This window comes from Gemella sp. GH3, from assembly GCF_013415425.1.
GTDB lineage: Bacteria > Bacillota > Bacilli > Staphylococcales > Gemellaceae > Gemelliphila.
The window spans coordinates 1-585 of the sequence record NZ_JACBYC010000160.1 but is presented as its reverse complement, the minus strand read 5'-3'; the positions used below and the strand labels follow the sequence as shown (position 1 = coordinate 585).

The following is a 585-nucleotide window of genomic DNA, read 5'->3' as shown; positions in this document are numbered from 1 at the left end:
TAAGATATTTGCTTTAAATGGACGTGTCATTTTTGGTGCCATTTTACGTAATGAAATAACTGTTGTTGGGCCTGTTAAATATGCTACTAATGTTGCTGTAGAAATAACAGCTGCTAACGTACCCCAGTCACGGAAAAGTGTAACCATAATCATACTGATAATTGCGTTAAATGCAATTGCTACACGTGGAATATTATATTGTTCATTCATTTTACCTAAGAATTTAGGAATATGACCATTCTTTTCCATAGCGCGTAACACACGGCCAGTAACAGCTACGAATGATACACCTGTACCAAATGGTGAAACAACAGCCTCAACATAAAGTAAAATTGCTAACCAATTGATACCTAATAAAATTGCCATATCTGCGAAAGGTGAATTGAAATTAATTCCATTCCAACCATGTTCATGAATCATTGAACTTGGCATTGATGTAATAAACGTACTTTGAAGTACAATGTATAAGATTGCACTTAATGTAAGTGAAATCGCAATACCTCGAGCGATATTTTTCTCGGGATTTTTAATCTCAGATCCCATATTAATGATAGTTTGGAATGCGTTGAATGAGAAAATGATACC

General features: G+C 34.5%; 1 protein-coding gene. It reads right to left on the bottom strand.

Annotated features, from left to right (window positions below; all coding sequences use genetic code 11):
• A partial coding sequence (locus tag HZY83_RS06210; RefSeq protein ID WP_179943190.1) for an APC family permease occupies positions 1-585 on the bottom strand: 585 nt, incomplete at both ends.